Below are 3036 nucleotides of genomic sequence, written 5' to 3'. Positions count from 1 at the left end.
AACGATTGAAATAAATGGGACAAAGTTAGAATACCCAGTAGATCCGGAAGAATACGTACACCAAAAAATTTGGGTTAATTTAAACAAAAAAACTGAATAGAGTGCTGTATTATAAGGGTCTGACTTCCTTTTGAGGGGTCTGACCCTGTGCTATTAAGACAGCCCTTAATTAGGAGGAAAAGACATGAATATACCTAATAAGATTACATTATCACGCATATTTTTAATTCCGATTTTTATTTTACTGCTTAGCATCCCATTTGAATGGGGGCAATGGAATATTGGAAATGCCGACCTTCCGATATCCCATTTTGCATCTGGCCTGCTGTTTATCTTTGCATCTTCTACTGACTGGGTAGATGGTTATTATGCCCGCAAGTATAATCTTGTGACAAATTTAGGGAAATTTTTAGATCCGCTTGCAGATAAACTACTTGTTTCTGCTGCCTTAATTTTACTAGTTGAATTAGGATTAGCACCAGCTTGGGTTGTTATTATTATTATCAGTAGAGAATTTGCAGTGACAGGACTTCGGCTCGTGGCAGCAGGTGAAGGAATTGTGCTTGCAGCAAGTAAACTTGGAAAACTGAAAACTGTGACACAAATTGTTGCAATTGCAGCACTGTTACTTCATAATTTTCCCTTCTCTTATTTAGCATTTCCGTTTGATACAATTCTTTTATATATAGCTTTATTCTTTACAGTCTTATCAGGATATGATTATTTTGCTAAAAATTGGCATGTAATGAGGGATACAAAATGAGTAAACAATTAAAAACAGAAATTATCGCAGTGGGTACAGAATTATTGCTTGGGCAAATTGCAAATACAAATGCCCAGTGGTTATCTGAGCAATTATCATTATACGGTATTAACGTTTATTCTCACGCTGTAGTTGGCGACAATTTAATGCGTGTAGAAGAGATATTCAGCCAAGCTCACCAACGCTCAGACGTTATTATCGTAACGGGTGGACTAGGTCCGACGGAAGATGATATGACACGTGAAGCGTTTCAACGTATTAGTGAACTTGATATGGAAGAACACACGCCTTCAATGAAAAAAATCGAGAAGTTTTATGAAAAACAAGGTACTGAAATGACTCCTAATAACCGCAGGCAAGCACGTGTTTTTCAAGGAGCCCAAGTCCTTCAAAATAATGCAGGAATGGCTCCGGGAATGATTGTTTCGCATCAAAATAAATCATGGATTTTTTTACCTGGGGTTCCTCGAGAAATGAAACAAATGACAAAGGATCATGTAATACCCTATTTAAAAAAGTTGACCGGTGAAGAAATGATTATTAAATCGATGGTATTACGTTTTATAGGTATCGGTGAATCTAGGCTAGAGCATGAATTAAGTGATATTATCCAAGCACAGACAAATCCAACGATTGCTCCTTTGGCTCAAAATAATGGAGTGATTATTCGCCTTACTGCTAAAGAAAGATCAAAAGAGAAAGCAAATCTTTTATTGCAGCGAATCAAAGAGCAAATTCTTTCAAGAGTCGGTACTTATTTCTATGGCATCGATGAGGAAAGCATAGAATCGAAAGTTTTTTCTTTGCTAAAAGCTCAAAAAAAACGAATCGCAGCTGCAGAGAGTTTAACAGGAGGCATGTTTACAGAAAAGCTAATCTCAATAGAAGGTGCCTCACAAGTATGTCTTGGAGGAATTGTTTGCTATGATACCAATGTTAAAAAGAATTTACTTGGTGTTTCTTCCGAAACAATAAAAAGCAAAGGTACTGTTAGCGAGGAATGTGCAGTGGAAATGGCTCAAAATATATGTAAAAAATTAGATGCACATATTGGAATTAGTTTTACTGGGGTGGCTGGGCCTGAACCTGTTGAGGGTCACGATGCTGGAACTGTTTATATTGCTATTTGTACAGAAGACGGAGATCAAAGAGTGGAGAAGATGTCATTTCAAGGTGGTCGAAATACGATACGAAAAAGAGCAACCTTAAAGGGATTTGAATTAATATTTGAATTTCTAAAATAACAATTTTAAAGCGAGAAAAGTTTTAAAAATGAATTTTTAGGTAGAAAGATTCACATATATTTCATTTTTGATGGCCAAATGTTCTAAAAAAACAGGAACATTTATTCGTTTTATTCTTGGCAAATAGAAAAAAACAAGGTATCATAGTAGATAGTCAATTAAAGGAGGTAGTTTCGTTGAGTGATAGAAAACAAGCTTTAGATATGGCTTTGAAACAAATAGAGAAACAATTTGGCAAAGGGTCCATCATGAAATTAGGTGAACAAGCGGAAAAAAGAATTGCAACAATTCCAAGTGGATCCCTGGCATTAGATGTAGCACTTGGAATTGGTGGCTATCCCAGAGGACGTGTTGTTGAAATATATGGACCAGAATCATCTGGTAAAACGACAGTAGCACTGCATGCGATTGCAGAAGCGCAGCGACAAGGCGGTCAAGCAGCATTTATTGATGCTGAGCACGCTCTTGATCCAAATTATGCACGGGCACTAGGCGTTAATATTGAAGAACTATTGTTATCGCAGCCTGATACGGGTGAACAGGCATTAGAAATTGCTGAAGCCCTTGTACGAAGTGGTGCAGTCGATATTATTGTTGTTGATTCAGTTGCTGCATTAGTTCCTAAAGCAGAGATTGAAGGAGAGATGGGAGATTCACATGTAGGTTTGCAAGCACGTCTGATGTCTCAAGCTCTAAGGAAACTATCTGGTGTCATTAATAAATCGAAAACAATGGCTGTTTTCATCAACCAAATCAGAGAAAAAGTAGGAGTTATGTTTGGGAATCCTGAGACAACTCCAGGTGGGCGTGCGCTTAAATTTTACTCTTCTGTTCGATTAGAAGTCCGACGTGCAGAAACTCTGAAGCAAGGAAACGATATGGTAGGGAATAAAGCGAGAATAAAAGTAGTTAAAAATAAGGTGGCACCACCATTTAAGCAAGCAGAAGTGGATATTATGTATGGAGAGGGTATTTCAAAGGAAGGAGAAATACTCGATATGGCTTCTGGATTAGACATCATTAAAAAAA

Annotated in this window: 3 protein-coding genes; all 3 read left to right on the top strand. The window is 37.3% G+C overall.

The features are described from left to right. Positions 1-184 precede the first annotated feature (184 nt). Entirely contained in the window at positions 185-763 is a 579-nt protein-coding gene (gene pgsA / locus GZ63_RS0115955) for a CDP-diacylglycerol--glycerol-3-phosphate 3-phosphatidyltransferase (RefSeq protein ID WP_029271275.1), read from the top strand. After that, positions 760-2007: a competence/damage-inducible protein A gene (locus tag GZ63_RS0115950; protein WP_029271273.1), complete on the top strand. Its 1248-nt coding sequence runs from the start codon at positions 760-762 to the stop codon at positions 2005-2007. Before pgsA ends, GZ63_RS0115950 begins: the two co-directional genes overlap by 4 nt. A gap of 176 nt (positions 2008-2183) precedes the next feature. Further along, the coding region (gene recA, locus GZ63_RS0115945) for a recombinase RecA (protein ID WP_038221314.1) at positions 2184-3036 on the top strand (853 nt) is incomplete at its 3' end.

The organism is Virgibacillus alimentarius, from assembly GCF_000709085.1.
In the GTDB taxonomy this organism is placed as follows: domain Bacteria; phylum Bacillota; class Bacilli; order Bacillales; family Amphibacillaceae; genus Virgibacillus_B; species Virgibacillus_B alimentarius.
The sequence above is the reverse complement of the archived record's forward strand: the minus strand, read 5'-3'. Positions and strand labels throughout refer to the sequence as shown.